Genomic DNA, 20,544 nt, shown 5'->3' on the forward strand with positions numbered 1-20,544 from the left:
AAGCTTGAGAGAAGACTGCTTTGGTAGTTCGTGTCGACTATATTGGCTCGTTTACCAGTCGGCTCACAACTCTATAAGGCGAAAGAGCGATTTTTTCTGCCTTCTTGTTTCTAGCAATTTTGGCGCCTAGGTCCGCTTTCAGCTTCAACTGGGAGGCCATGCCTAGTAAGGCGCCCACCGTTGGCAGTCCGAAGCTTTGGCCGATCACTTCTCCGATTCCCGAGGCGCCGATCAATCTGCCAAAACTGTCTTCTAGCGAGATACCAAAGCTTAAGTCCCCTAAGATAAACTTGACATTTGACTCCTTTCCAACTGCCAAAATGGAGGCGCACTTTTTATCGACTTCGTTGATGGCACGTCTCAGTTCAAAGTTAACGTCTCCTGCTTGCTCAATCCGGCTGAACAGCCCATCAAGTTCTAGAGTCAAGTCCCTGATCTCATCCTTTCGCTTTTCCTTGAACTCTAGTAGGTCGGCTAAAGGTACATCTTCTGCAGGTAGCGGAATGGCCCGGTGAAGTTCCATCAGGGCTCCACGACCAGGGCGAAAAGTCTCGCCTTGTTCTAAGAGGAAAGAATTCGGCACTTCCGACATAGCCCATAGGCCGGGTTCGGCAGCCTCCAGTTCCGTGAACGCTCTAATGTAAGACTGGGCAAGGGCCTTTCCGGTAATGCCTGCTGGTACGCTTAGGTCTTCATGCCTCTCAATTACTCCACAGGAAGCCAAAAACTCCTCGTCGGGAGATGGCGCGAAACTGATCAATTTGGTGCCCGGGCGTCTTATCCGGTCCCAAAAAAGTACCGCTCGGCGAAGTTCTGAAGGGTCACAGCCGGCAATGAGAGTAAACTTGCCATCAGGTGCGATAGACATGGGCGGAGCAAGAAGTATGCCTTTTCCAACTTTTGGCACCTTGCCGTAGAAACGATCAGTCTGCTTTCTGCGCTTGGCTTCGCCCATCCGGTTTCCTTTTATCGTGCATTGCTGTCAATCGGCTCATTCATAGGCTGAAACTGAGTCAAGTTGCAACTTTGCTATCTTGGCGCGGTTTGATCGTTATGTGACTGGTTGAAGCTGCATCAGGTAGGCACTTGCGCGCTGTATGATTATGGGGAATGCGCGCGTTACAGGGCTTGCCTGACAACGACTCAAAAAACCGTTCCAAGTTTGTTAGGTGGCTCTACGCCTTCACTTTTGACTAGTGGTTTGATTTTAAGGCGCCTTTCCCGTTCTTGGAAGGTGCCGGCAGGATTTGAGGCTAGTTCCAAGTTCGGGAGCGCGATTTCAGCGCGCTTCCTGCAGCCGTACTCGCATAAAAACCCTGTTCTACGGGCCTTTCAGGGGTTTTAGAGAGTTTGCAATGGGAAGTGTCCCAGATTTGCCTTCAAGCGCCTTATCGGCCTTTTTGCCGAGTGTTGAAGGACAAACGCCCCGGGCCTGCCCTTAGTCGCAAACCTTCCTAAAAACCCTTTATTATATGGCGCCAACCGGGTTCTTCCGGGGTCTGCGGCCATCTTCCGGTTACTGCAATATCAAGTGTCCCCTAACAGCGCTGCATCTGTGCTTTGGGAGCAGCGGGGCTGGGTTTCGCTGCCGGGGTGATAGCTGCGCCGGGCGGGCAAAGTCTATGGCTTTTGCCGCCTGCACAGGGCATGTGTGGCCATATGGGAAAGCCAAAGAAAAAGGACCTGCCGGACTTGAGCCATCTGCGCGTGCCGGGAACGGAAATTGCGGTGCGGGCCGCGCCGAAGGCGGCGCGCAATGCAATCGTGCAGGCTGAGGGTGTGCTGAAAATCTCTGTCACCGCAGCCCCGGAGAACGGCAAGGCGAATGAGGCCATCCGCCAGCTGCTGGCAACAGCCATGGGAACGGCACCGTCGGGCCTGGAGCTGCGCCGCGGCGCAGCCTCGCGCGACAAGGTCTTTGTCTATCAGGGAGCGGGCTGACGCCTAGTCTTCCCCGTCTTCTCCGCCCACCAGGCGGTAGACCCCTTCGGGCAAGTCCAGCGCCGCCGCCAGGTCGCGCACCTGAAGATGCGACAGGGTGATTTTCTGCACGCTGTCGGTGCGCGGGTCGTATTGTTCGACCGTGACGCATTCTGCAAAGGAATTGATGGTCACATCCTCGGCAAGGGGGGCGCCGCCCTCATCCACCAAGGTGATAACCGTCGAGTCGAATTCATGTTCGATTGTAAACATGGAACCAGCCTGCCACTGCGGCCTGCCTGCTGGCAAGACCTTGCAAACATTCGCTATCGTACCAATGTAACGGCAATCTTCCGCCGCCGCCGCAATTGCTATCCCCCGGGCTTGCGCGGTATGTTGGCGGCGAATTGCAAAAGGATCTGCCATGCGCCGTTTTCTGTGTCTGTTTGCCCTTGCTGTCAGCGCCTGTAATGTGGCGATTGAGCCTGCCTCGCAGTCCGCGCCGGTCGTTCAGGCGCCGCGGGTTCAGGGGATGGCGCCCGGCGAGGCGCGCAACGCATTTGCCTCCGTGTCGCGGCGGGTGGAGCCGGTGGCCGAGCGCGAGTGCCGCAGCCGCACCCAGGGGCTGAACTGCGATTTCCTGATCCGCATTGACCCCAACCCGAACGCAGCGCCCAACGCCTACCAGAGCCTCGACCGCAATGGCCGCCCGGTGATTACCTTCACCCAGCGGATGCTGGGCCAGATCGCCAACCATGACGAGCTGGCCTTTGTCATGTCGCATGAGGCCGCCCACCACATCCGCGGCCACCTGGCACGTCAGGCGCAGAACTCTGCACTGGTGAGCGCCGGCGCCGGTCTGATCACCGCACTGGCAGGGGGCGGATCGTCCAGCGTCTCGACAGCGCAGGACCTTGGCGGCTTTGTCGGCGCGCGCACCTATTCCAAGGATTTTGAGCTGGAGGCGGATGAACTGGGCACCATCATCACCCATAAATCCGGTTACCGCCCCAGCATCGGCGTGCGCTTCTTCAACCGGCTGCCGGATCCCGGCGACCGTTTTCTGGGCACGCACCCCGCCAATCCCGACCGGGTTCGGGTGGTGCAGGCAACCATCGACCGCTACGGGCTGAACTGAGCATGGCCGCCAGGGACCAGGCCGCGCCTGAGCTGACGATGCTTGGCGTGGTCCTGACCGACCGCGGCTCGCGCTATGCGGTGACCGGCGCGCCGGCCGCCTCGCGCGAGGAGGTGGACGCCGTTCTGGCAGAGCTGAAATCCGACCGGGCCTATGCCAAGGCGACCCATAACACCTGGGCGGCGATGCTGCCCGCGGGCGGGCTCAAGGCCGATGACGGCGAGTCCGGGGCGGGGATGGTGATCCTGCGGATGATGGAGCGCGAGGGCCTCAAGGATCACGTTATCATCGTAACGCGCTGGTACGGCGGCAAGAAGCTGGGCGGCGACCGCTTCCGCCGGGTACAGGATGCGGTGCGGGCCTATCTCGACCACCTTGGCGCGAAAACGTTATAATTTCTATCCCGTTTGACCTGAGTCAAATTCTCCCTCCGCGCCCGCGGCTAAGCTGCACCCGGAATAAATGATTCCGGGAGAGCGCGATGACCACCCATGCTGACCTGAAGACGCACGCCGAGCTGTTTGACCGGATGGCCGAAACCGTCGGCCTGGATCTGGAGGAAGAGGCGGTGGCGGGCACCCTGCGGTTCGACGAGATCGCCGAGGCGGTGCTTCGCTGCACGCGTTGCGGCGGCGTCGGCGCCTGCCGCAAATGGCTGGCCGAAGGCCTGCGCCCTGGGGCAGATGCCCCGGATTTTTGCCGCAACCGCGACCTGCTTGGTTATCTGACCGAGCAGCAGGCGTGACGCGCACCTGCGCCCGGCCCGGAATCCAACAGGAGTTCAAGAGATGCAGCCATTGGGGGATCCCCTTTACCATCTGCGGCTGATGACCCGGATGGGCGACACCGCAGGTGCCGATCTGACCGGCGCCTTCGCAGCAGGCAAGATCAGTCACGAGGACTGGGCCGCCATGATCACCCGCTGCCGCGGGTGCGCGGTGCCGGATCAATGCGAGGCCTTCCTGGCCGCCCATGAGCGCGCGGACGCGCCGATGCCAGGCTGCCGCAATGCGGACGCGCTGATGCAGCTGAAGGACCTCGCCTGATGAAGGACATGGCAGCGGAGGCCGAGGGCCTGGGCAATATCTTCCGCCACATGTGGCTGCTGCGCGCGGTGGCAGAGGCGGCGGGCATCGACCTGGACCAGGAAATGAAGGCCGGGCGGCTGAACGGGCTGGACTACGCCCGGATGGTGACCTCCTGCCGCGGCGCGGGCTGCAGCAAGTCCTGCGCGCTGTGGATCTCGTCGCGCCGCGATGACACGCCCGCGGTGCCGGACTTCTGCCCCAGCGCAGACCTGTTCAAGCGGCTGATGCCCTGAGCCCAAAATCAGACCACCCCACAAGCCCGGCTTGCGGGGTGGTTTGCTGCTGTTCGGGCGCTCAGGCCTGATCCCCTACAGTTTTGAGTGCGTGCCGTCACACAGGGGTTTCTTCCCCGAATGCTTGCAGCCGCAGAAGAACACCTTGCCGTCTTTCTCTGCCTTGTATTTCACCGGCTCGAACTCCGTGTCCTTGTGGGATCCATCGCAGAACGGCTGCCGCGAGGACTTGCCGCAGGCGCACCAGAAATAGGTCTTTCCTTCGGTCACCTCGACGGGGAAGGGGGCTTTCTGGGCGATTTCCGGAGTGTCAGTCATAGCTGGGCGCTCTCCCTGGCTGGTTGCGGTTTGGGGAGAGCGTAGCAGGGATATGCCGGGAGGGGAGGGGGAGAATGGAAAATCCAGAGTGCGTGGGCAGCATCGAAGTTGAAGTGGTAGAGGTTGCCCTAGTGTTTTGCGGTAAGAGGTTTTGACAGTGGGTTGAGCCTATTAATCTCGCATTTCAGAAGGCTTTGTGTAGCGGTTTTCATAGCCTTTACGATCGATGAATTTGTCTAGAATCCCTGAAAAGTCAGTGTAGTTGTCTGGGTAAACGTTTGCAAAGTTTAGCGCGGACTTTATCCTGACTGGGTCAAGAGTCCCCTCTATCCTGCTGTGCTCGTCTCTTGAGAACGGGAATGCCTGATCGCAGAGTGCATAGATCACAGCCCAATCAATTGCGTGGTACATTCTATTATACCCGTCCAGAGTTTGTGGTGTTGGTTTCTCGACTATTTTTCCAAGTTTTCCGTTTTCCCAAGCATTTCTAACTTGGTAAATTCTAATAATACTTGCTAGTTGCTCTCCAGTTTCAATGTCACTGAATTCAATGCATTCCTTCAGTATCTTGATCGTGGGTTCGCCAATATGTTCAGGTGCTTTTACAAGGAGGTCTGGGTCGAAAGTACTTGTGTCTACACAGTCCTGAATTTTGGAAAGAGCTATATTGCATATTTCCGACAATGCTAAGGGAAGGGTAGATTTTGCAGCCCTAAGAGATGCTGCCCGTCTCGCTTCTTCTATCTTTCTTCCATGTTCAATTTGCCGCTGGACACCGATCAATGCGATAAGCGCAGCACAAATGGCTGCGAAAATCGTCGCAAACTGTACCCAGTTTTCGGCGATGCGGTCGGTTACACGCGAGTTTATTCGTGAAGCCAACAGTAGTGCTGCGAGCGAGCCAAGAAGCAGCCCTGAGGTGAAACGGTCAAAAAAATTCGGCTTCATAACAATTTCGGATCTAGGAGTTTAATTTACCCCACAGGTCATACTCCCCGGCCTCGTCAACTTCAACGGTCACCAGATCGCCCGCCTGCAACCCGCCCGTTCCCTCATCAATGAACAGGTTGCCGTCGATCTCCGGCGCGTCGGCCTTGGTGCGGCAGGTGGCGATGCCGTCTTCGTCGATGTCGTCCACGATCACTTGGCAAGTCTGGCCAACCTTGGCCGCCAGCTTGGCCTCGGAGATCGCCTGGGCCTTCTCCATGAACCGCTCCCAGCGCTCCTGCTTCACCTCTTCCGGCACGTGGTCCGGCAGATCGTTGGAGCGCGCTCCGTCGACGTTTTCGTACTTAAAACAACCCACCCGGTCCAGCTGGGCCTCGTCCATCCAGTCCAGCAGGTGCTGGAACTCGGCTTCGGTCTCGCCGGGGAAGCCGACGATGAAGGTGGAGCGCAGGGTGATGTCCGGGCAGGTCTCGCGCCAGGCGCGGATCTCGTCCAGCGTCTTGGCCGCCGCAGCCGGGCGGGCCATGCGGCGCAGCACATCCGGGTGGGCGTGCTGGAAGGGGATGTCCAGATAGGGCAAGAGCGCGTTGTCCGGATCCGCCATCAGCGGGATCAGCTCGCGTACATGCGGGTAGGGGTAGACATAGTGCAGCCGCACCCACAGGTCCTCCGCCGGGGCCAGCTTGCCCAGCTCGCGGGAGAGGTCTTGAATGTGGCTGCGCACCTCCTCGCCCTTCCAGGGGTGGGTGGAATACTTGCGGTCGAGCCCATAGGCAGAGGTGTCCTGCGAAATCACCAGCAGTTCGCGCACCCCGGCCTCGACCAGTTTCTCCGCCTCGCGCAGCACCGCGTGGACCGGGCGCGACGCCAGCTTGCCGCGCATGTCCGGGATGATGCAGAACTTGCACTTGTGGTTGCAGCCCTCTGAAATCTTGAGATAGCTGAAGTGCCGCGGGGTGAGTTTCACACCCGCCGCGGGCAGCAGGTCCACATAAGGGTTCGGAGAGGGCGGCACCGCGGAATGCACCGCGTCCAGCACCTGCTCATACTGGTGCGGGCCAGTGACCGCGTGGATGCGCGGGTGATGCTCGCGGATGTAGTCCGGCTCGGCGCCCAGGCAGCCGGTCACGATCACCTTGCCGTTTTCCTTCAGCGCCTCGCCGATGGCCTCCAGGCTCTCCGCCTTGGCGCTGTCGAGGAAGCCGCAGGTGTTGACGATCACCGCGTCGGCGCCCGCGTAGTCGGGCGAGATCCCATAGCCCTCGGCGCGCAGCCGGGTCAGGATCCGCTCGCTGTCCACCAGCGCCTTGGGGCAGCCGAGCGAGACCATGCCGAGGGTCGGCTGGCCGTCACGGGGCGCCTCGCGGAACTGCGGTTCCGGAGCTAGGTCAGGGCGGAGGCTGGGCGGGTTGCTGGGCGGGGTACTGGTCATGCGCGCGCATATATCAGGAATGCGGCAGGAGGCAAGGAAAACGGGGGGTGCCAGGCGTGCACACCCTGTACACCGCCTGTGCACCCCCCTGTGCACCAGGGGCTGCATTTTCCCCTTGCCCGGACGATAGGCCGGGCAGCGCCTGACCTTCCCCGTGGGAAGGCGCTTTGCACCTCCCCAAGGTCAGGCGCTGCCCTCCGTCAGGTATGGAAGCCAGTGCGCCAAAGCCCTTAGCCTGCGGCAAAAGCGATTTGCATGACGAGAGCGATTGATGCGTGACGAGGTTGAAGCGCTGGCCCTTGTCATCCCGAAGCCTGGCTGAAGCCTGTCCTCGCGGCCCCTGCTGCATTGTGATGACGCTTTATGTTGGCAGGGGGCTTCCTGCATTGCGCACCTCTCCGCAAAAGGTAAGCTGGGGAAAAGACCCTCGGGAAACAGGGGGACAAGGCATGAGGAGTGGGCCGATGAAGCTGATAATCCGGGTCGTGATGGCGCTGGTTCTGACGGTGGTGCTGCTGGCGGGGCTGATCTTGCTGCTGCCGGGCGAGAAGGTCGCGCGGCTGGCCGCCGATCAGCTGGAGGCGCAGACCGGGCGGCAGCTGGGGCTTGGCGGCAAGGTGAGCTTTACCTTCTGGCCGACGCTGGGGGTCAAGGCGGATGCGGTGACGCTGTCCAATGCGGACTGGGCCGGGCCGGAGCCGATGCTGCGGGCGGAGCGGGTGACCATCGGCGTTGCGGCGGCGGATCTGCTGCAGGGCAATGTGCGGGTCACCGAAGTCTCTGCCATCCTGCCGCATCTGAACCTGGCCACCAACGCGGACGGTGTTGGCAACTGGGTCTTTGGCAGCGGCGGGGCGGCGGCCACGGGCGGCACCGGGTCCGCGGGCAGCGCCGGGCAGCCGTTGCGGATCGAGGCGGTGGAGCTGACGGGGGCCTCCGTGCGCTACACGGCGCATGGGGAAGAGCCGGTGGAGATGAAGAACGCCGACCTCAGCCTGATGTGGCCGGAGCTTGACGGCACGGTGAACGCCAAGTTCACGCTGCGCCCGGCGGGCGAGCCGGTGGAGATCGACGCGGAGATCGGCACCTTTGCTGCCTTCCTCGCGGGCGAGGTGTCCTCGGTCGGCGCCACGGTGACGGCGCCCGGCGGCAAGGGGCGGTTTGATGGCCACGCGGGTATCAATGGCGAGGCCAGCGGGCGGCTGACTTTCGGGGCTGAGGATGCCTTGCAGACCGGGCTGGCGCTGGGGGTGTTCCTGCCCGACGCGCTGGCGCAGAAGGCGGTGCTTGGCGCCGATGTGACCTATACCGCGGACGGGCGCCTCTCGATGCGCGATTTGGCGGTGGAGCTGGGCAAGAACAAACTGACGGGCGCAGCGGATGTGGAGTTTGCCGGGCGCCCGCAGATCACTGCCCAGTTGCAGGGCGGGGCGCTCGATTTCGCCGGCCTCGGGGGGGCTGGCGGGCCGGACAGCCGCGGCGCGGCGGCGGACGGCTGGCCGAAGCAGCGCATCGACGCCTCGGCGCTGGGGCTGGCTGATGCCGGGGTGGATCTGACCTTTGACAGCCTTGATACCGGCAGTGTCAAACTGGGGCCAAGCCAGCTGAACCTGAGCCTCGAGCGCGAGCGTGCGGTGGTGAAATTCCTGCCGGCATCGATGTTCGGCGGCCAGGTGCAGGGGCAGGTGGTGGCGAACAACCGCGACGGCCTGTCGGTTGGCGGAAACCTCACGTTCACCGGTATCCGGCTGGAGCGCGCCCTGGGCGAGACCGCGGGCTACAGCCGCCTGAACGGCGAGGCGCTGGGCGGGCTGGAGTTCCTCGGCTCCGGCAATTCGGTGGCCGCGATCATGCGGTCGCTGAGCGGCAAGGGCTGGCTGGAAGCGGGCAAGGGGTTCTTTACCGGCTTTGACCTGGAACAGCTGATGCGCTCCGGCGGCAATGGCGGCAGCACCGTGTTCGACCAGCTGACCGCAAGCTACACGATCGAGGGCGGCAACCTCAGAAACCAGGACCTTTTGGTGCTGCTCAAGGGTTTCCGCGCCGATGGCAAAGGGCGGATAGGGCTGGGTGCGCGCGACATCGACTATCTGTTCACACCGCAGCTGGTGCGGGCGGGAAGCGATCAGGTGCTGACCATTCCGGTGCGGATCACCGGTCCGTGGGAAGATCCGCACATCCGCCCGGATCTGAGCCAGGCGCTGCAGACGCGGGTGGATGAGGTGGAGCAAAGCGCCAAGGACCGGGTGCGCCAGAAGATCAGCGAGGAGCTGAACCTGACCCCGGAAACCGCACCCGAGCAGGATCTGAACGACCTGCTGAAACAGCGGATCGAGCAGGAAGCCCGCGACCAGCTGCTGAAACTGCTCGGCGGCAACTGAGCGCCCCAGCCGGACGCCGGGTCAAGGAGGGCCGAAGGCCCCCGGGCACAGCCCGGCGTGTCCTTGACGCGGCCGCAGGCGCATTACACTCGAATGGGCGCATTCAAGGGCAGACCTGCGCTTAAATCGCTTCTCAGTAAAAAGAAAAAGCGCCCGCCGAAGGCGGGCGCGGATCGCCTGCGAAGCAGGCGAAACCCCTCATTTGCGCCGAACTCAGATGGTCTGGTCGTAATCGCCCACCAGCGGCTCGGTGCGGATCACCGCGTCGATGTCGGCAAAGATCGCCCGCATCTCGGCTTCGCTCTCGGAGCTTTCGCAGACCACCACCAGGTTCGGGGTGTTGGATGACGCCCGCACCAGACCCCAGGAGCCGTTGTCCAGGATCACCCGGGCGCCGTTCACAGTGACGACTTCCTTGATTGCGCGGCCTGCCAGCTGTTCGCCCGCTTCGTGCTTGGCCACCAGCTTCTGCACCAGCCGCTCCAGCACGGCGTATTTCTCGGTGTCGGCACAGTAGGGCGACATGGTCGGGGTGGACCAGGTCTTGGGCAGCGCCTTGCGCAGATCGGACATCGACTGATCCGGGTTGCGGTCCAGCATCTTGCAGACCTCAACCGCCACCCGCATGCCGCAGTCATAGCCGCGGCCAACCGGTTCGGCCAGGAAGTAGTGGCCGGACTTCTCGAACCCCGCCAGGGCGCCGATTTCCTTGACCCGCCGCTTCATGTGGCTGTGGCCGGTCTTCCAGTAGTCGGCGGTGACGCCGTTTTTCTGAAGTTCGGGATCGGAGGCAAACAGGCCGGTGGATTTCACATCCGCCACAAACGTGGAGTTCGGATAGAGCTTGGACAGGTCGCGGGCCATGATCACGCCCACCTTGTCGGCAAAGATCTCCTCGCCCTCGTCATCGACCACGCCGCAGCGGTCGCCGTCGCCGTCAAAGCCAAGCGCCAGGTCGGCGCCGGAGGCCTTCACGCTGGCAGACATGTCGTGCAGCATTTCCATGGCTTCGGGGTTCGGGTTGTAGTGCGGGAAGGTGTAGTCCAGCTCGTTGTGGCTCTCCACCACTTCGACGCCGATGCGCTTGAACAGCTCCGGCGCAAAGGCCGAGGCAGTGCCGTTGCCGGTGGCGCAGACCACCTTGAGCGGGCGGGACATTTTGAAATCGCCGGCCAGATCGTCGAGATAAGCTTCCTTGACGCCCTCCACGAACTCGTAGGAGCCGCCAGGGGCGGGCTGGCCTTCGCCGTTCAGAACGATATCGCGCAGCTCTGCCATCTCGTCCGGGCCGTGGGTCAGCGGGCGGTCAAAGCCCATCTTGACGCCGGTCCAGCCGTTGGGGTTGTGCGAAGCGGTGACCATGGCGACCGCGGGCACATCCAGATGGAACTGGGCGAAATAGGCCATCGGCGACAGTGCCGGGCCAATGTCCTTGACCTGGATGCCGGCCTGCATCAGGCCGAGGATCAGGGCGTTCTTGATCGCCAGCGAATAGTCGCGGTAGTCGTTGCCGACGGCAATCACCGGCTCGATGCCGCGCTTGCGCATCTGGGTGCCAAGGCCGAGGCCAAGGGCGGTCATGCCGGGGAGGTTGATCTCCTCCGGGTACTTCCAGCGGGCGTCATATTCGCGAAAGCCGGTGGGCTTGATCATCGCGTCACGCAGAAAGCTCCAGGTGTTCGGGGTCACCTCAGGCTGCGGTTTGGTCATGTCTGAAATCTCTTTACTGGATCAAATACGGATGGGGTCGGCCTTGGCCAGCGCATCAAAGCGCATCAGGCTTTCGATCAGCTGCGGCATCTGGTCAAGGTAAATCATGTTCGGCCCGTCAGAGGGCGCGTTGTCGGGGTCCTGGTGGGTCTCGATGAAGACGGAGGCGATGCCGAGCGACACCGCCGCCCGCGCCATCAGCGGGGCAAATTCGCGCTGGCCGCCGGTGGAGCCGCCTTTGCCGCCGGGCTGCTGGACGGAATGGGTGGCGTCCATCACCACCGGGTAGCCGCCCTGCGCCATCTGCGGCAGCGAGCGCATGTCGGCCACAAGCGTGTTGTAGCCGAAGGAGGTGCCGCGTTCGGTCAGCAGGATGTTCTGGTTGCCGGTGCTTTCGACCTTGGCGACCACATTGGCCATGTCCCAGGGCGCCAGGAACTGGCCCTTTTTGATGTTGACGGCCTTGCCGGTGTTGCCTGCGGCCAGCAGCATGTCGGTCTGGCGGCACAGGAAGGCGGGGATCTGCAGGATGTCCACGGCCTCCGCCGCCACCGCGCATTGCGCCTCCGTGTGCACGTCGGTCAGCACCGGCACGCCGAATTCGCTGCGGATGGTGTCCAGCACCTTCAGCCCCTCGTCGATGCCAAGCCCGCGCTTGCCGGAGAGCGAGGTGCGGTTGGCCTTGTCATAGGAGGCCTTGAACACGAATTGGGCGCCTGCCTTCTCGCAGGCCTCCTTGAGGGCGCCTGCGATCATCCGGGCGTGGTCCGCGGTTTCCAGCTGGCAGGGGCCGGCAATGATGGTCAGCGGACGGTCATTGCCGATGGTGAGGCCGACGATATCGATGTTTTTCATGGGTACCCGATGGCTTTACGATGACACCTGCTCCCGCAGGATGGACGCGGTGAGCGAACACATCAGGTAGATACCGGAAAAGATCAGGAATGCCAAAACGGTATTCTCGAACTTGCGCGGATAGGAGGGTTCGTCGCTGGGCACTGGCTCCACCGCGGTGGTCAGGTACCGGACCTGGCGGTTGGCCTCCAGCCGGGTGGTTTCCACTTGCTGCAAGGCCGATTGCAGCATCAGGTCGCGGGTGGCGAGGTCGGCCTGGGCCATCTGGATCTGGATGCGCAGGTTGGCAAGCGAGTTTTCGCCGGCCGAGGCATCGACCATCCGGTTGTTGAGGCTGGTAATCACCGCTTCCAGCCGCCGGATGTCGGCCTCCGCGCCGCTGACCTTGGCCCGGTTGGGGCGGGCGTTGTCCTGCAGGGCGGCCAGTTCCAGCCGCTTCTCCTCCAGCTGGATTTCAAAGGTGCTGATCTGCTGGCGCAGGGAGGCGACCACGCCCTCAGGGTCCAGCACGGAACCTTGCTGCTGCAGCACCACCAGCCGCTGCTGCGCGGCGCGGCGCTGGGCCTCTGCATCTGCAAGGGCTGTTTCCGCTTCGGACATCTGGTCCGCGCGTTTCTGCTGCGACAGGTTGTTCACCTTTTCCTGGGCATAGGAAATCAGCTTGCGCGAAAACTCCGCTGCAGCTTCGGGGTCGGCGGCGGACACTTCCATCCGCACCACGCCCTCGGTCGGGTCATAGCCGATTTTCACGTTGCGGCTGTAGGTGGCATAGGCCTCCTCGTTGGTGGGGGCGCTCTCCAGCCGTTGGATCGGGTCCAGCCAGTCTTGCGTGAAATGCGCCTTGAAGCCCGCCTCCCGGTCCAGCCGCAGCATCGCCTCCTTGGACATCAGGTAGCTTTGCACCGCGATGGAATCCTGGCTGGTGGCGAACTGGGTGCCGGACAGCAGCCCGCCGACGCCTCCGGCCGCGCTGTCGGCCTTGAGCACCAGGAATTCCGATTTCGACGAATACATCGGCGTGGCCACCGAATAGAAGTAATAGCCCGCGGCCAGTGTCGGCAGCAGCACGAAGAACGCCAGCCGCGCCGCCAGCAGCGACAGCTTGCGGCGGCGGCGCCGCGCGATATCGCGCTGAATTTCCTGAATTTCGCGGTTGCGCCGCTCAGCCGGGCTGAGCTCGCTCGAGGGCAGGGTGGTGTTGGCGGCGGGCACGGTCTGCGGCAGCTGCACAGAGCCCGGCGCGGGCGGGGTGCCTGCGGGCTGCGACTTGTTCTGGGGGACCACCAGTTCCAGCATATTGGTGCGCTGGAACGGGTCGATGCCGCGCTCGCGCAGCATCCGCACCGCCTCAAAATCCGAGGTGGCGGGCAGGTTGTGCTTTTGCGCCATGCGCCGGGCCAGACGCAGCTGTCGGCCGGTCAGCCCTTCGCGGCGGATCGCATCAATATCGGTTTCCAGTTTGGTTTCGCGCGCGGAACTGACCATGCCGGAGAGCGGCGTGCCGCCCGTCGCGGTGTTCTTGGCTGGCGCAGAGGAGGCCGCCGCGGGCCGGACGGCAGAGGCGGCGGCAGCCTGCTGGCCCGGCTGGGGCTGCCCGGCCGCTGCAGCAGCGCCCGGCGCCGCCGGCGGGGCGCTGGCATCGCGGGCCCCGGCCGCCGCAGTGCTGCGGCGGATGCGGAACTTCTTAGCTCTCGGTTTCGTAGTCATAGAGCTGTTTCGCTTCTTCTAAAGTGTCAAACATATGCAGCTGTCCCTGCAGCAGGACAGCCGCGGAACGGGCAAATTTCTCCAGCGTCTTGGCCTGGTGCGAGACGATGATAATGGTGGTGGTCTGCAAGCGCTCCTGCAGGATCTCGCCGGCCTTGCGGTTGAACTCCACGTCGGTGGTGCTCGGCATGCCTTCGTCGATCAGGTAGATGTCGAAATCCAGCGCCAGCATCAGCGAAAAGCTGAACCGCGCCCGCATCCCCGCCGAATAGGTGCCGATCGGCTGGTCGAAATACTCCTTGAGGCCGCACAGCCAGCGGCAATAGGCCTCCACGTAATCCGGGTCCAGGCCGTAAAGCTTGGCAATGTAGCGGCTGTTTTCCATCGCCGACAGGCGGCTGATGACCCCGCCCATGAAGCCCAGCGGAAAGGAAATCTTGCAGTTGCGGCGGATCTCGCCCTCATCCGGCTTTTCCAGCCCGGCCATCATGTTGATCAGCGTGGTCTTGCCAGTGCCGTTCGGGGCCAGAACGCCCAGCGATTTGCCCGGCTCGACGCGGAACGACACGCGGTCAAGGATCACCTTGCGCTGGGTTCCCGTCCAGAAGGACTTGCTGACGTTTTCAAACTCAAGCATTGCTTGTTCCGGTACTGCCCGTGCGGCCCTGCGGCCGGCTCAATCTGCCTCGTCCTGCGCAGGCTTTCTTGCGTGCCCGCGTCTTCTTCCTATCAAAAGAGTGTTAATGGCATAGGTGGCGAATTTGACCTTATTATGTCGAATTGTGTCATAGATGTTCAACGAAGTTTTAACGAATTGAGCCGTCAGCGGGTGTTCCGGGCGGGTCTTTAAGGGCAAACCGGACAAGCGGAGCGGTGGATGGCTGTTTCCAGGCGCGAAACAATGAGCGGCAGCGGGGAGCTTAAGGCGCAGATTCGCAACTGCCGGCTCTGTGCCGACCGCTTTGCCGCCACCGCAACTGCGCACGCCCCCCGTCCGGTGGTCTGGTTCCGCCCCACCGCCCGCATCCTGATCGCAGGCCAGGCGCCAGGGGCGCGGGTGCATGAAAGCGGCAGGCCGTTTACCGACCCCTCCGGCGACCGGCTGCGGGCCTGGCTGGGACTGACGGAGGCGGAGTTCTATGACAAGGACCAGGTCGCGGTGGTGCCGATGGGCTTTTGCTTTCCCGGCTATAACGACAAGAAAGCCGACCTGCCGCCGCCTGCCATCTGCGGCAAGACCTGGCACCATCAAGTGATGGACCATCTGCCGGATGTGCAGCTCAGGGTGCTGGTCGGGGCCCATGCGCAGCGTTATCACCTGGGGGTGAAGGGGCCGCTGACAGAGCTGGTGCGCGGCTGGCGGGATCATGCGCCGCAGGTCTTCCCCTTGCCGCACCCGTCCTGGCGTAATACCGGGTGGCTGAAGAAAAACCCCTGGTTCGAGGCCGAGCTGCTGCCGGTGCTGCAGGCCCGGGTGAAGGAGCTGATGCGATGACAGATGAAACCCCGCTGGATCTGGCCCATGCCGCGATGGAGGCAGCACCCGCAGAGGATGCCGCGCGCCTGCGGTTCTATGAGCGGCTGGCCGATTGCGAGCTGTTCCTGATGCTGGCGGCGGAGGCGGACGGTGACCAGATCTCGCCGGAGCTGTTCGAGACGCCGGACGGGGCCTTTGTGCTGGTGTTCGACCGCGAGGAGCGGCTGGCGCAGTTCGCAGGCAAACCTGTGCCTTACGCGGCGCTGTCAGGCCGGGTGATTGCGCAGATGCTGGCCGGGCAGGGCATTGGCCTGGGGCTGAACCTGGAGGTGGCGCCCTCGGCCATTCTGATCCCGGCGGAGGCGGTTGGCTGGCTGCACCAGACGCTGGGCCACGCGCCGGATGAGGTGGAGGCCGCGGTGGAGATGTTCACGGCGCCCAAGGGGTTGCCGGAGGCGCTGCTGACGGCACTGGATGCCAAGCTTGCCACTGCGGGCGGGCTGGCGGCGGCGGCTTATCTGGCTGGTGTGCGCTATGCCGACGGCGGGCAGGGGCATCTCTTGGGCTTTGTCGGCGCCAAGGAGGCGGCGCAGGCCTCGCTCGCCAAGGCGGCCGGCGAGGCGCTGACCTTTTCCGGCATCGAGGCCGGGGCGATGGATGTGGCGTTTTTCGATGCGGAGGACCCGGCGGCGGCCAAGCTTGCCCGTGCCGGATTGCGCTTTGACCTGCCGCAGCCGGAAGCGCCGCAGGAGTTCTCGCCGGTGACGCCGGGCAGCGACCCCGATAAACCGCCGCGCCTCAAGTAGCCCGGCCTCGCCCGCGGCCGTTTTCGCCTTATCTGCTGCTGCAAGGGCGTGGCCAAGCGCCATGCCCGGCGACCCAGCAGCGAGGGAGAGAACGATGGCCATCAAACAGACCGCACATGATTTCTGCGAAGCCTGTGATGCGGGCAAGGGTTGGGATGTGTGCCAGGAATGGTGCACGCCGGACGCCACCTTCGCGGTCCAGTCGGACGCGCTGGCGGACATCAGGACGCTGGCAGACTATACGGAATGGGCCAAGGGGCTGCTCGTGCCGATGCCGGACGCCCATGCCGAGTTCAAATCCCTGGCTGTGGATGAGGACAGCAACCGCGCGATCCTGTTTGCCGTCTTTCATGGCACCCACACGGCAGATACCGGAAACGGCGCGCCGACGGGCAAGAAAGTGGCCTCGGATTATGTCTATGTGCTGGATTTCGACGGGCCGAAGATCCGCCATATGACGAAGGTTTGGAATGATGTGCACGCCCTGACGCAATTGGGCTGGATGTAGGAGCGCGAAAAGCAAAAACGCCCGCGTTGCCGCGGGCGCTTGATGCTCTTCGCGGGCGGAGCGGGTTACTCCGCCGCCGCTTCCAGCTTGTCCTGGGTGCGGGTCTCGAAATCGCTGGCGTCGTGGCGCTCGTGCAGCTGCATGTGCAGATCGCCGAAGGAGCGGTTCACCTTGCGGCCGCGCTGCACCGCCGGGCGGTCGTCGATGGCCTTGGCCCAGCGGACCACATTGGTATAGCTTTCCGCGTCCAGGAATTCGGCGGCGTCATAGAGGCGGCCCAGAACCAGCTGGCCGTACCACGGCCAGATCGCCATATCGGCGATGGTGTAGTCCTCGCCCGCGATATAGGTGCGGTCCGCCAGCTGGCGGTCCAGCACGTCAAGCTGGCGCTTGGTTTCCATTGCAAATCGGTCGATCGGGTATTGCCACTTCTCCGGCGCATAGGCGTAGAAATGGCCGAAACCGCCGCCCAGGTAGGGCGCGCTGCCCATCTGCCAGAACAGCCAGTTCAAGGTCTCGATACGGGCCGGGCCGTCCTTGGGCAGGAATTCTCCGAATTTCTCCGCCAGATGCACCAGGATCGAGCCGCTCTCGAACACCCGCACCGGCTCAGTGCCGCTGCGGTCCATCAGCGCCGGGATCTTGGAGTTGGGGTTGATCTCCACAAAGCCCGAGCCGAATTGGTCGCCCTCGCCGATGTCGATCAGCCAGGCGTCATACTCGGCGCCCTTGTGGCCCTTCGCCAGAAGCTCCTCCAGCATCACGGTGACCTTGACCCCGTTCGGTGTCGCCAGCGAGTAGAGCTGGAAGGGGTGCTCGCCCACCGGCAGCTCCTTGTCGTGGGTGGGGCCGGCAACCGGGCGGTTTGTGGAGGCAAACTGGCCGCCGTTGCCTTTTTCCCATTTCCAGACTTTCGGCGGGGTGTAGGAGGTATCGCTCATCTGTCGGGCCTTGTTCTGATTGTTTCCTGTCATTGGCCGCCCGCAGGGTCGCGGCGGCCGGCTTTGGCAGAGATAAGGGGAAAATCGGAAATTCCAATGACTGGAAGGTCTGGGCCGCGGAAATTTTACAAAACGCTCACATCCTCTCGTCCCCGGACACAGAGGCGTGAGCCCCCCTTCGCATTTGCCGCAGCGGCAGTAATGTCAGTGCCAAGGCTGGTGCCGAGGACCGGTACCCAATTTGAACCGATCACCGATGAAAGGGATGATTTCATGAAGCGTCTTGCATTTGCTGCTGCGGCAGCACTGTCCTTTGCCCTGCCGGCCTTTGCCGGGGAGCAGTACGTCGATGGCACCGGCTATGCGGTGTCCGGCTATGACGTGGTCGCTTACCGCAGCTTGGAGATGAACCCGGTGGGCACGCCGCAGACCGCGCCGGTGCGGGGCCATGCGGATATCACCGCAGACTACAATGGCGCCACCTGGGCGTTCTCGACCGAGGAAAACCGCGACAAGTTTCTGGAAAACCCGGCCTATTACGCGCCGCAGTATGACGGCCACTGCGCCTATGGCGTCTCCAAGGGCGGCAAGGTGCCGGCGAACCCGAACCTGTGGCGCATCGTCGACGACAAGCTGTACCTGAACATCACCGATGTGGTTGTCGGCTTCTGGGAGGAAGACATCCCCGGCAACATCAACCTGGCCGAAGGCAACTGGCCGGGGATTGAGCCCAAGGCAGCCTCCGACAGCGTGATCCCGAAGTTCACGTCTGAGGGGCCGGTCGCGAACTGATCTGAGTATGCAGGCAGGGCGAGGGCTTTGCCTGCACGACACTCAAAGGGGGCATTGAGAGCCAACGCAGCGAATACCTGTACTGAGCTCATCGCGGCGAACGCTGCGCGTGGTGCGAACGTCTAGGAAGCGCAGATTGCGACTTGGGGTCAGGAGGAGGCAATTCCAATGAAAGCCTTTACCAGCCGCAGTTTTGCTCTGTCCTTTGGAGCCACAATCGCGGTTTCGTGCTGCTGGGTCAGTTCAGCAATCGGAACTTCGGCCAAACCTCTCGAAATCAACCCGCTCTTACCAAGGAAGATCGCTGTTCCGGCCCCTTGCAACACCGCCTCACACATCAAGGGGAATGTGCTCATCGTTATTGTTCGCTGAAAGCGCACCCCGCTTTTAAGTTGTGCTTCGCGCACGACACGTTCCGTCAGAGATCCGGTTTCCGGCAGGATGACGGTTTCCCCCTGAAGATCCTCGAAGCTCAGAATGTCACGTTCGGCGAGCGGAGAAGCGGGCAGGAGATAGGCCACGTATTGGTTCTTTTGCACCGTCACGCGCACCCAGTCATCAGAGCGCGGCGGATCCGTGATCAGGCCGGCATCCGCGCGCCGCTCCTGCAAAAGGCTGATTGCGGTTGTCCAGCCATAAAGGGCAAAGTCGATCTCGACATCAGGATAGGCTTGCCTGAACCGGCTGATCGCTTTGAGCGCGGGAAGAGGGGCGTTGGCGATAATCTTGATGTGGCCGCGGGCCATGGCTTCATACCCTTCCAGCCGCTCGCTGATTTCGGAATTCAGTGCAACCATACGGTCGGCCAGGCCATAGAACTCCTGCCCTGTCCGGGTAAGTGAAATGCCATCCCGGCCGCGCACCAGCAGCTGCGAGCCGACTTGTTTCTCCAGTTTGGCGATATGCTGGGTCACGGCTGATTGCGTCACACCCAGCCGCACGGCAGCGGCTGAGAAGCTGCCCTCGCGGACAACATAGGCAAAGGCAACAAACTGGTAATGGTTGGCGCGCATGTTTGGCCTCCTTTTGAGCGAGGCCATAGCCGCCATTAGTCTCACTAATATGACGTCACAAAAGTGAAGGCTCAGCTGCTTAGACAGCCCCTGTCAGATGGAGGAATTGGATGGCAGGGCTGAGCATCAAAAATGTAACCAAGCGCTTTGGCGAGACCGAGGTGCTCAAAGGGGTATCCCTTGATATTGCCGACGGCGAATTTATCTCGCTGGTTGGACCGTCAGGCTGCGGCAAGTCCACACTGCTGCGGATCATCGCCGGACTGGAAGACCAATGCGCCGGAGTCATCCGGATCGGCGGGCATTCCGTTGCAGGCCAACGCGCGGCGGACCGCAATCTGTCGATGGTGTTCCAGTCCTATGCGCTTTACCCGCATCTGAGCGTGGGCGAAAACATCGCGGTGCCGCTCAGGATGCGGCGCATGAACGGGTTGCAGCGGCTGCCGGTTGCCGGCGGCTTTATGCCCGGCGCACGCACCGTGGCTGGCGGTATAGGCCGGGATGTTCGCCATGCTGCTGAAATGCTTGAGATCGGGCATCTTCTGGACCGCAAGCCGGGTCAGCTTTCCGGTGGCCAGCGTCAGCGGGTGGCTCTGGGGCGGGCCCTGGTGCGGGAGCCTGCCGCGTTTTTGCTGGATGAACCGCTGTCCAATCTCGACGCGAAACTGCGGGTCCAGACCCGGGCTGAGATCGCGCAGCTGCACCGCCGTCTGGCAGCGACATTTATCTATGTGACTCATGATCAGGTCGAGGCGATGACGATGTCAGACCGCATCGCGGTGATGATGGGCGGGCGCATCCTGCAATGTGCAGCACCTGATGTGGTCTATGAAGATCCCGACCGGATCGAGGTTGCCGAATTCATCGGCTCTCCAAAAATCAACATCCTGCCGCTTGAAATCGCAGCTGACGGACGGCTGAGCCTGCTGGATCAGGCCTTGGACCTTGCCGTTATCGACGGGGGCAGAAGTGTCGGCTCACTGGGTATCCGGCCTGAGGCGCTTCGGCTGACAAGCGGAGACAGTCCGATCCGCGGCCGTGTTGTTCATAGCGAAAACCTGGGTTCAGAGCTGTTCGTTCAAGTCGAAGTCGCGGGCCTGGAGGAGCGCGTTACGCTGCGCGCAGAACCTGAGCAACGCGCAGCTTTGGCGCTGGGAGCACCTGTCGCCCTGGCGTTTGATGCGGACAAAGCGCTGGTTTTCGATGCGGATGGGGCACGCGTACGCAGGCTTCGTCATCCGAACGCTGCAACCTCTGAGGTGGCCTGAGATGTCAGC

General features: G+C 62.6%; 23 protein-coding genes. 12 read left to right on the plus strand and 11 right to left on the minus strand.

Annotated elements, in window-relative coordinates; translation table 11 throughout:
• Positions 1-37: 37 nt before the first annotated feature.
• Positions 38-955: a DUF6236 family protein gene (locus ACXAED_RS13925; RefSeq protein WP_475050732.1), complete on the minus strand. Its 918-nt coding sequence runs from the start codon at positions 953-955 to the stop codon at positions 38-40.
• A 704-nt stretch (positions 956-1,659) separates the two neighbouring features.
• Here ACXAED_RS13925 and ACXAED_RS13930 point away from each other — a divergent pair.
• Positions 1,660-1,941, plus strand: coding sequence for a DUF167 domain-containing protein (locus tag ACXAED_RS13930; protein ID WP_475050734.1), 282 nt, complete (start codon positions 1,660-1,662; stop codon positions 1,939-1,941).
• A gap of 3 nt (positions 1,942-1,944) precedes the next feature.
• Here ACXAED_RS13930 and ACXAED_RS13935 read toward each other — a convergent pair whose 3' ends face one another.
• Positions 1,945-2,193 (minus strand): hypothetical protein, encoded by a 249-nt coding sequence (locus ACXAED_RS13935; protein WP_421054140.1) that lies wholly within the window; start codon positions 2,191-2,193, stop codon positions 1,945-1,947.
• A 151-nt stretch (positions 2,194-2,344) separates the two neighbouring features.
• Between ACXAED_RS13935 and ACXAED_RS13940 the strand changes: the two genes are divergently transcribed.
• The 5 genes from ACXAED_RS13940 (at position 2,345) to ACXAED_RS13960 (ending at position 4,379) form a co-directional block, all read left to right on the plus strand.
• Positions 2,345-3,058, plus strand: coding sequence for a M48 family metalloprotease (locus ACXAED_RS13940; protein ID WP_475050737.1), 714 nt, complete (start codon positions 2,345-2,347; stop codon positions 3,056-3,058).
• A 2-nt stretch (positions 3,059-3,060) separates the two neighbouring features.
• Positions 3,061-3,453 carry a YigZ family protein gene (locus ACXAED_RS13945; RefSeq protein ID WP_475050739.1) on the plus strand — a complete coding sequence of 131 codons (393 nt, stop codon included), beginning with the start codon at positions 3,061-3,063 and terminating at the stop codon, positions 3,451-3,453.
• 86 nt (positions 3,454-3,539) lie between these two features.
• Positions 3,540-3,803 carry a DUF6455 family protein gene (locus ACXAED_RS13950; protein WP_475050741.1) on the plus strand — a complete coding sequence of 88 codons (264 nt, stop codon included), beginning with the start codon at positions 3,540-3,542 and terminating at the stop codon, positions 3,801-3,803.
• Positions 3,804-3,846: 43 nt separating this feature from the next.
• Entirely contained in the window at positions 3,847-4,104 is a 258-nt protein-coding gene (locus tag ACXAED_RS13955) for a DUF6455 family protein (RefSeq protein ID WP_475050743.1), read from the plus strand.
• The gene (locus ACXAED_RS13960; RefSeq protein WP_475050746.1) at positions 4,104-4,379 is read left to right on the plus strand and encodes a DUF6455 family protein; all 276 of its coding nucleotides are present in this window, start codon (positions 4,104-4,106) and stop codon (positions 4,377-4,379) included. The genes ACXAED_RS13955 and ACXAED_RS13960 overlap by 1 nt, the downstream gene beginning before the upstream one ends.
• A gap of 75 nt (positions 4,380-4,454) precedes the next feature.
• Here ACXAED_RS13960 and ACXAED_RS13965 read toward each other — a convergent pair whose 3' ends face one another.
• The 3 genes from ACXAED_RS13965 to rimO form a co-directional block, all read right to left on the minus strand.
• Positions 4,455-4,697: a CDGSH iron-sulfur domain-containing protein gene (locus ACXAED_RS13965; RefSeq protein ID WP_475050748.1), complete on the minus strand. Its 243-nt coding sequence runs from the start codon at positions 4,695-4,697 to the stop codon at positions 4,455-4,457.
• Between the two features lie 171 nt (positions 4,698-4,868).
• Positions 4,869-5,645: a hypothetical protein gene (locus ACXAED_RS13970; protein WP_475050750.1), complete on the minus strand. Its 777-nt coding sequence runs from the start codon at positions 5,643-5,645 to the stop codon at positions 4,869-4,871.
• 13 nt (positions 5,646-5,658) lie between these two features.
• Positions 5,659-7,077 carry a 30S ribosomal protein S12 methylthiotransferase RimO gene (rimO, locus tag ACXAED_RS13975; RefSeq protein WP_475050752.1) on the minus strand — a complete coding sequence of 473 codons (1,419 nt, stop codon included), beginning with the start codon at positions 7,075-7,077 and terminating at the stop codon, positions 5,659-5,661.
• 464 nt (positions 7,078-7,541) lie between these two features.
• Between rimO and ACXAED_RS13980 the strand changes: the two genes are divergently transcribed.
• Positions 7,542-9,458, plus strand: a complete 1,917-nt coding sequence (locus ACXAED_RS13980; RefSeq protein ID WP_475050755.1) for an AsmA family protein — start codon at positions 7,542-7,544, stop codon at positions 9,456-9,458.
• Between the two features lie 213 nt (positions 9,459-9,671).
• Here the strand turns inward: ACXAED_RS13980 and ACXAED_RS13985 are convergent, their stop codons facing one another.
• Genes ACXAED_RS13985 through ACXAED_RS14000 form a run of 4 tightly spaced genes read right to left on the minus strand, consistent with a single transcriptional unit; the run spans position 9,672 to position 14,367 of the window.
• Positions 9,672-11,168 (minus strand): phosphomannomutase/phosphoglucomutase, encoded by a 1,497-nt coding sequence (locus ACXAED_RS13985; protein ID WP_475050758.1) that lies wholly within the window; start codon positions 11,166-11,168, stop codon positions 9,672-9,674.
• Between the two features lie 21 nt (positions 11,169-11,189).
• Positions 11,190-12,023 carry a 3-deoxy-8-phosphooctulonate synthase gene (gene kdsA, locus ACXAED_RS13990; RefSeq protein ID WP_475050759.1) on the minus strand — a complete coding sequence of 278 codons (834 nt, stop codon included), beginning with the start codon at positions 12,021-12,023 and terminating at the stop codon, positions 11,190-11,192.
• A 15-nt stretch (positions 12,024-12,038) separates the two neighbouring features.
• Positions 12,039-13,730: a KpsE/RkpR family capsule polysaccharide export protein gene (locus tag ACXAED_RS13995; RefSeq protein WP_475050761.1), complete on the minus strand. Its 1,692-nt coding sequence runs from the start codon at positions 13,728-13,730 to the stop codon at positions 12,039-12,041.
• Positions 13,708-14,367: an ABC transporter ATP-binding protein gene (locus tag ACXAED_RS14000; RefSeq protein ID WP_475050764.1), complete on the minus strand. Its 660-nt coding sequence runs from the start codon at positions 14,365-14,367 to the stop codon at positions 13,708-13,710. The genes ACXAED_RS13995 and ACXAED_RS14000 overlap by 23 nt, the downstream gene beginning before the upstream one ends.
• 240 nt (positions 14,368-14,607) lie before the next feature.
• Between ACXAED_RS14000 and ACXAED_RS14005 the strand changes: the two genes are divergently transcribed.
• From ACXAED_RS14005 to ACXAED_RS14015, 3 genes are all read left to right on the plus strand, one after another.
• Positions 14,608-15,225 carry a uracil-DNA glycosylase family protein gene (locus ACXAED_RS14005; protein ID WP_475050766.1) on the plus strand — a complete coding sequence of 206 codons (618 nt, stop codon included), beginning with the start codon at positions 14,608-14,610 and terminating at the stop codon, positions 15,223-15,225.
• Complete coding sequence (locus ACXAED_RS14010) at positions 15,222-16,013, plus strand: SseB family protein (RefSeq protein ID WP_475050768.1); 792 nt, start codon at positions 15,222-15,224, stop codon at positions 16,011-16,013. The genes ACXAED_RS14005 and ACXAED_RS14010 overlap by 4 nt, the downstream gene beginning before the upstream one ends.
• Before the next feature lie 94 nt (positions 16,014-16,107).
• Entirely contained in the window at positions 16,108-16,521 is a 414-nt protein-coding gene (locus ACXAED_RS14015; RefSeq protein ID WP_475050770.1) for an ester cyclase, read from the plus strand.
• Between the two features lie 65 nt (positions 16,522-16,586).
• Here ACXAED_RS14015 and yghU read toward each other — a convergent pair whose 3' ends face one another.
• Positions 16,587-17,462, minus strand: coding sequence for a glutathione-dependent disulfide-bond oxidoreductase (yghU, locus tag ACXAED_RS14020; protein WP_475050772.1), 876 nt, complete (start codon positions 17,460-17,462; stop codon positions 16,587-16,589).
• 273 nt (positions 17,463-17,735) lie between these two features.
• Between yghU and ACXAED_RS14025 the strand changes: the two genes are divergently transcribed.
• Positions 17,736-18,254 (plus strand): YHS domain-containing (seleno)protein, encoded by a 519-nt coding sequence (locus ACXAED_RS14025; protein ID WP_475050775.1) that lies wholly within the window; start codon positions 17,736-17,738, stop codon positions 18,252-18,254.
• 149 nt (positions 18,255-18,403) lie between these two features.
• On the opposite strand, the gene ACXAED_RS14030 is transcribed toward ACXAED_RS14025, so the two are convergent.
• Positions 18,404-19,267, minus strand: coding sequence for a LysR family transcriptional regulator (locus tag ACXAED_RS14030; RefSeq protein WP_475050776.1), 864 nt, complete (start codon positions 19,265-19,267; stop codon positions 18,404-18,406).
• A 110-nt stretch (positions 19,268-19,377) separates the two neighbouring features.
• Between ACXAED_RS14030 and ACXAED_RS14035 the strand changes: the two genes are divergently transcribed.
• Positions 19,378-20,535 carry an ABC transporter ATP-binding protein gene (locus ACXAED_RS14035; protein ID WP_475050777.1) on the plus strand — a complete coding sequence of 386 codons (1,158 nt, stop codon included), beginning with the start codon at positions 19,378-19,380 and terminating at the stop codon, positions 20,533-20,535.
• Positions 20,536-20,544 lie beyond the last annotated feature (9 nt).

The sequence above is a fragment of the Leisingera sp. ABM4_103 genome (assembly GCF_056158685.1).